Below are 813 nucleotides of genomic sequence, written 5' to 3'. Positions count from 1 at the left end.
CGGCCGGCGGCGCGGTGAACGGGCTCGAGCTGCGCATCGCGGGCGCGGCCGCAGGCGGCGATCGCACGCACAAGACGATCGTCGCGCGGCTTGCCGCGCGCGGCCGGCACGCGTACCAGGCCGTCGTGATTGCCGACGGGCCGCTGACGCAGGAGCAGCTCGACCAGTTTTTCGGGTCGTTCAAACTCGACTGACGGCGGCCGGAGAGGGCGCTCAGACACTCTGTGACAACTGAAAGTTCGTTCGCAGCTTTCGACGCTAGTCGCCGGATTTTGCGGGGTTTTTTCGGCTATCCACAGCGCATGTGGATAACTTTGTTGAAAAGTTGCCCGGATTTCCCGCCAAGCCGCGCGGGACGGCCTTCCGGCCCGTTTGGTCGCTCGCTCGCATTTTGAGAAAAATCAATCAAAACAACGGGATACGGATTCCGTGCTGCAAAGGTCTCGCCGAGCACTGATCCGGGGCCGGATTCGCGGAATTGTGCATAAGTCAAGTCTTGACAGCCGGATTTTGTCCTCCGGGGGCGTTTAGAGCGCCGTCAACGCGCGCCGGTAGCGGATCGCTTCGGCGATCTGCGCGGCCGTCGGCACCGGGTCGCCGGCCAGGTCGGCGATCGTCCGCGCGACCTTCAGCACGCGGTAATACGCGCGCGCCGACCAGCCGAAGCGCTCGCCGGCTTCGCGCAGCAGCCGTTCGCCTTCGTCGGTCGGCCGGCACAGGTCGTCCGTCTCGCGGCCGCTCAGCATGTGATTCGTCTTGCCTTGCCGATCGAGTTGCAGCGCCCGTGCCTGCGCAACCCGCGCGGCGACCGTA

General features: G+C 65.7%; 2 pseudogenes. One reads left to right on the top strand and one right to left on the bottom strand.

Annotation, left to right across the window (positions count from 1 at the left end):
* Positions 1-194: pseudogene (locus G3N93_RS40855) on the top strand (hypothetical protein); the annotation flags it as partial.
* Positions 195-527: 333 nt separating this feature from the next.
* On the opposite strand, the pseudogene G3N93_RS40850 reads toward G3N93_RS40855, so the two are convergent.
* A pseudogene (locus tag G3N93_RS40850) lies at positions 528-813 on the bottom strand (ATP-binding protein); the annotation flags it as partial.

Source organism: Burkholderia sp. Se-20378, from assembly GCF_017104665.1.
Lineage (GTDB): Bacteria > Pseudomonadota > Gammaproteobacteria > Burkholderiales > Burkholderiaceae > Burkholderia > Burkholderia lata.
Note: the sequence above shows the minus strand (reverse complement) of the source record. Positions and strands in the feature narration are given on the sequence as shown.